General features: G+C 30.9%; 4 protein-coding genes and 3 pseudogenes. 4 read left to right on the top strand and 3 right to left on the bottom strand.

The annotated features are described in order from the left end of the window. Positions 1 to 117 precede the first annotated feature (117 nt). From LB100_RS05880 to LB100_RS05870, 3 genes are all read left to right on the top strand, one after another. Positions 118 to 1,008, top strand: coding sequence for an Rpn family recombination-promoting nuclease/putative transposase (locus LB100_RS05880; RefSeq protein ID WP_456201706.1), 891 nt, complete (start codon positions 118 to 120; stop codon positions 1,006 to 1,008). Positions 1,009 to 1,205: 197 nt separating this feature from the next. After that, complete coding sequence (locus tag LB100_RS05875; RefSeq protein WP_456201705.1) at positions 1,206 to 1,757, top strand: hypothetical protein; 552 nt, start codon at positions 1,206 to 1,208, stop codon at positions 1,755 to 1,757. Beyond that, complete coding sequence (locus LB100_RS05870) at positions 1,744 to 2,253, top strand: hypothetical protein (protein ID WP_456201707.1); 510 nt, start codon at positions 1,744 to 1,746, stop codon at positions 2,251 to 2,253. The genes LB100_RS05875 and LB100_RS05870 overlap by 14 nt, the downstream gene beginning before the upstream one ends. Here LB100_RS05870 and LB100_RS05865 read toward each other — a convergent pair. Both LB100_RS05865 and LB100_RS05860 read right to left on the bottom strand, forming a co-directional pair. Next, a pseudogene (locus tag LB100_RS05865) lies at positions 2,226 to 3,081 on the bottom strand (IS4 family transposase); the annotation flags it as partial. The gene LB100_RS05870 and the pseudogene LB100_RS05865 sit on opposite strands and share 28 nt — an antisense overlap. 71 nt (positions 3,082 to 3,152) lie before the next feature. Then, positions 3,153 to 3,352 (bottom strand): annotated as a pseudogene (locus tag LB100_RS05860) (IS481 family transposase); the annotation flags it as partial. A 113-nt stretch (positions 3,353 to 3,465) separates the two neighbouring features. Here LB100_RS05860 and LB100_RS05855 point away from each other — a divergent pair. Further along, positions 3,466 to 3,986: pseudogene (locus LB100_RS05855) on the top strand (IS982 family transposase); the annotation flags it as partial. A 183-nt stretch (positions 3,987 to 4,169) separates the two neighbouring features. On the opposite strand, the gene LB100_RS05850 reads toward LB100_RS05855, so the two are convergent. After that, a partial coding sequence (locus LB100_RS05850; RefSeq protein ID WP_456201704.1) for a hypothetical protein occupies positions 4,170 to 5,502 on the bottom strand: 1,333 nt, incomplete at its 5' end.

Below are 5,502 nucleotides of genomic sequence, written 5' to 3'. Positions count from 1 at the left end.
CGGATCACTTTGAAAAAAATGGTCTAGACAAATGGGTGCATTATAACTGGTAGGATATTAAATTGATAAATCATAGAAAATAGTGTATAATATTAATAATTTTAAAGCGAATTCCTTATGGCTTTTTCTAAATTTCTCGATCCAAAGAATGACGTTGCCTTTCGGCGTATCTTTGGTACTGAAAAGAATAAAGATATTCTTATTCACTTTCTCAATGATATTCTGGGCTTTACTGGCAAAGATCAAATAAAAGAAATAGAGTTTCTTAGTACTATAATGGACGCTGAAATTGCCTCTAAAAAACAAAGTATTGTTGATGTTCTCTGCAGAGATGAAAATGGAGTGCAGGTAATCGTCGAAATGCAAGTTGCCAAAACTAAAGGTTTTGAAAAACGCGCTCAATATTATGCTGCTAAAGCGTATTCAAGGCAAGCTGATAAAGGTGATCAATATCATGATCTTAAGGAAATTATCTTTATTGCTATAGCAGACTGTATTCTATTTCCAAATAAGTCTGAGTATAAATCAAAGCATACTATTAGAGATGAAGAGACTAATGAACACGATTTAAAAGATTTTTATTTTACGTTTATTGAATTACCAAAATTTCCAAAGAATAAGGAAGATCAATTAGAAAATATAGTTGAAAAATGGATCTACTTTTTCAAATACGCAGAAGAAACCAGTGAAAGGGAATTAGAAAGAATAATAGGAAGTGATGTAATAATCAAAAAAGCATATGAAGAGTTAGATAGATTTAACTGGTCAGAAAAAGAATTTATAGCTTATGAGCAAGAAATAAAGCGTATTCGTGATGAGAAGGCTGTCCTCGCTCAAAAACTTGATGATGCTAAAGAGGAAGGTAGAGAGGAAGGTAGAGAGGAAGGCAAAAAGACAAGAGAAGTTGAAATAGCAAAAAATCTACTTAAAGCTGGCGCATCTATTGAGTTAATAGCTAAATCCACTGGTCTTGCAATTGATGAGATTGAAAAGCTAATACTAAATTGAACTTTCAGAAAAATTCATGTAAACATAAAATTATGCTTTACATAGTATTAACTCGTATTAAACTTACCATATGGAAATGAACTGGAATTGCTAATTTGGGAAAGAACTCTGTGTAAAGGATAACTTTTTATCCTTTACACAACTTAAATTTTATAGTAATCACTTCTTGTCAATTGAAAAAGATTACCAGCACTGCCATGCATGCAAATTTTCATCATAATAAAAAAGAAAGTCAAGTAAAAAAAAGTAAGAAAACCTCTTTTTACTGTAAATTCCATAACTTTCACGTGCGTGGTAGCTCTCACGTAATTAATACCAATAGCAAACATCTTCGAGCACAGATCAACTCCAGAAGAAGAATAAAAGCGCGAGAAAAGTCAGTTGAGCTCAAGATTTCGATTAGAACTTTCGATGATGAAACTCATCTCACCTCTCATGAATTACTGCAAGTTATTAAAAATAAGGAAGTAAAGGAGTTTGAAAATGGAATTTTTGCTCAATTAAAAGGACGTAGCACATACGTTTCAAGGCACTTTAATCCACATAAAGCAAAAAAAATCTACGCTAACCAAGCACAAAAAGAAGCAACAGAATACTTTATGAAGCTAATGACCGATAAATTTTACAGTTTTAAAAGGTCAAAAATCACGAATTTAGTTCCTATCAGAGAAAATGTTATAAGAAAAGTTTTTGAAAAATTTCAAGATCATCCTGGAATTAAGGCAATAGGCAATAATGGTCTACATTAAAAATTTATGGATAATTTATGATAAACATTTGTACAATATTGAAGGTATGAAAGAAAGGGTTGATCACCATATTAACCTTATCATTAAAAACACTAGTCAAGAAAAGATCGAACAATTATTGGAATTAGGAGCAACACCCCATGAAGTGTATTGCACCCTAAGAAAAATTCAGGGAGCTAATCTTTACCGTATAGGTATTTTAGCAGTTCGTGGCGGCTACTTTCTTAAAGTATACATTGAAAAGAAGTTATGTAAGTTATTAAAGTATAACTTTAATAGTTTTAAAAATAAAATGTCTAATATGGGGATCATTACTAGAAAAGATTTTTTTCTCATTGTACAGAGGCACCTCCCCTTCCTCTTTAATAAAAGATACAGAAGCCTTTATCGAAGAGGACTTTTATGCTATTCACGTAATATACATTATGTAATTTTCGATGCTAATAAAAATATCTGCCAATCTAAAAACAACTCAATTTGCCACCTTACTCTGTAATACTTGCTCAGCACTAATTTTATCCTCTGGAATATTAGTTTTGACCAGTTCAACAATTTCTGATTCCTTTTGGAAGATCATGTGATTTTGCCAATTTATTAGCTTTTCTTCTTCTGGCTAGAGACTGCTCTTCAGTTAATTTATGACATATCATTCTTACTCTAATCTTTGCTTCTTTTCCCAACAACACCTTCATTTCTAAAAATAGCTTGTCTCCTAAACATTCCAATAATTCCATTTTTTGATTTGTTTCTATAGCATATACATTGGTATCAACGACTTATAAAATAAGCTCCCGTTCCATTTAAAAGAACTTGAACCAAGGTCAGATATTAGCAACTTCTCCCTATAACCTTCTTACTCCCTCCGTTATGTTAAGTTGATCCAATGTCTGATTTAGGTAATCAAAAACTAATTTTAACTTTATTCCACACTTAGTGTTACTCTCATAACCTTTGTCCATAACCTTTATATAGATTTTCCATGCTGTTAGGCAAAGCTACTATCCAATGCTTTTAAATTGCTGCAAGATTCTACAATCAATTTGCAGGGTATTTTAAATAAAGCCATTGTACATTCTTTTCATAAATTCTACTGCTTCTTTAGTAAACCTGAAATCTAAACCCTGTTTCGTTATTATCACAGATTCTTCATTTAATAATTGGCACATTGTATCTATGATTCAGTTTGTAACCCCTATATTACCCAAAATTATAGCTTTTATGAATCATCAATTACTCAATTTTCTTTTCCTTTTCTGTTTCAATTATTTGCCATTTCATTGAAAAATTTGTTGAGGTAATTTGATAAGCAAGTTATTTTATTCATCATTAGTTCTCTCACTAAAATATATCCGAGAGAATTTTATATCTTCTTATCCTATCTTCTTCATACCTTTATTTCCTTAACTTGACCCTTATGCTTTTTTGAATATTCCACTCTTTGGTTAAAACTGTTGATCTTGGCTGTTTTGTTCCCATATTTACATCTTTAGTGAATGAACGTTTTTTTTCCATTTGACAATAGTTTTTGGATTAAGATTATAGCATTGAGAAAGTTTTGCTATGCTCTCTTGACTATTTTGTATTTTCCTACGCACTGCCTCTGGTGTTCTAGCGCACCCGTGTAAACCCTAGTTATGGATTAGAAAACAGATAAAAGTAGAATTAATAAAGAGGGAAATAGGGTAAACTTGAATATTTTAGCAATAATATTGATACAACTGCAATCGCTGTTTGCCACACAAAAAGGATTTCAAAAATAAAGCTTTCAAAGAGTTAGCAAATATAGGAAAGACTATCTATGGATGGTTTTTAGGTTTTAAATTACATCTGGTAATTAATGAAATAGGCGAAGTTCAAGCTATTACACTAACTAAAGGCAACGTTGATGACAGAAAACCTGTACCAAATTTGACTAAAAATTTGACAGGACTTTTGTTCGGAGATAAGGGCTATATAAAGAAAGAGCTCTTTAAGAAACTCTTCGACAGAGGCCTAAAACTTATCACTAAAGTGAAAAAAGGCATGAAAAACGCATTGATTTTACTAAAAGAGAAGATTTTATTGAGAAAAAGGTCGATTATTGAGACGGTTTTTGGTTGTTTGAAAAACAAATTTGAGCTTACGCCACAGATCGCCAATAAATTTTATGGTACATATTTTTCAACATTAATTTCATATTCCATTCAGTCAAAAAAGCCTTCTATTTCTAAGCTTTATTGCTTTAGTTAATCCATAACTGGGGTTTTAACCATAACTCCTACTTTGATGGTATTTTTTCTCACATTCTATCATACCATCACACTCTGGGACCATACACTAGGAAGTAGGAAAGATTAAAGTGGCAAAATTCACTTAAGGACGGTATCTCTATAGATGTCATCATTGAAATCACCGGCCTTTCTTTGGATGAAATTAAGAAATTAATTTAACCTTATCCTGAGTTATATGACCTTGAACAGCAGTATCATTTAGATGACTTTCTGGCTTAAAGCTTGTTTTTTGTTCCTTTACATCATTAACTTCCGGCATGCTGTTTCTATTCTTTAGTATATCTTGTATTAATTGATTTATTCTTCTTTCTACTATTTGCTTACAGGATTTTACATTTTTAAATTTAGCTTTTAAATCTCGACTACCTTCTTCGAATATACGTAATGCTATAGATTTTGTAATATCATCAAAATTACCTTTATTGAATCTTTGGACAATCTTTTTCTTCATTTGTTTAAAGTTAATATTTGATTTTTCTAACTCTACCCTTTCTGATATAATTTGCTTTACTGTTTCAATGATTTTATCTTCCATAACTTTTAAAGGTTGAGAACTACCTGTATCTTTAGCTTGTTCATAAGGAGGAAAAACCTGAAAAAAATAACCTGTTGCAAAATTGAATAATGAAGATAACTTATTCCCTACTACACCTATACATCTCCTTGTAGTATAGCTCATTTTATCATCTTGTAATAAAATATTCCGTACAGCACTACTTGCTTCTATTTTCTGATTGCTTAAATCTTTAGTACAAAGCTCATGTAGTAATTGATTATCTTCTTCCTTTTTTTCAGCATTATGGCTTGGGTCTGAAGTAGGTATTTGTCTATCACATGCTTTATCATAATCTTCATTAGTAACTTGCAAGTCTACTGTAAATTGCTTTGATTTACATAACAATTTACCATTTTTTATTATTCCCAATTTATCTAACTTATTTACTTCCTTTAACACTTCATTAGCGTAGATTACCTTCACTTTCACTAATTTGCTGTATATCTTGGAGAGATCTGTATCAAATACTTCTTTTAAACCAGATCGATCCTCTATTTTACTTACAATTTCATAAAGAATCTGCAGACCGGATAAGATATCTGTTCTCGACCAACTATCCTTTAAGACATTAGCATTACTGTTATTTACACTAATACTTAAACACTGCATCAAAGGAATGAGAAATTCACTTTCAGATATTATTAAGTCCTTTAACTTGAGCTCAGGTAAGTCTTGAATAATTTTGGAAGCAAATCTTATATCAATACATGATTCTAATAACTTCTGTTTTTTTGCAATAATGTAAATTTGCTTCTTTAGCTTAGTAATGAGAGCCTCAAATTTAAACTTATTATTAGACCATTTATCCATATTAGAAACATTCCACCTACATAGTGCTTTATAGGTTCTATAAATATCCTTAAGGTTATAATTCTTATATACCTCATATAATGCACCCCATAAACTAGACCAAAAAAAA

The organism is Wolbachia endosymbiont of Protocalliphora sialia, assembly GCF_053891855.1.
The sequence above is the reverse complement of the archived record's forward strand: the minus strand, read 5'-3'. Positions and strand labels throughout refer to the sequence as shown.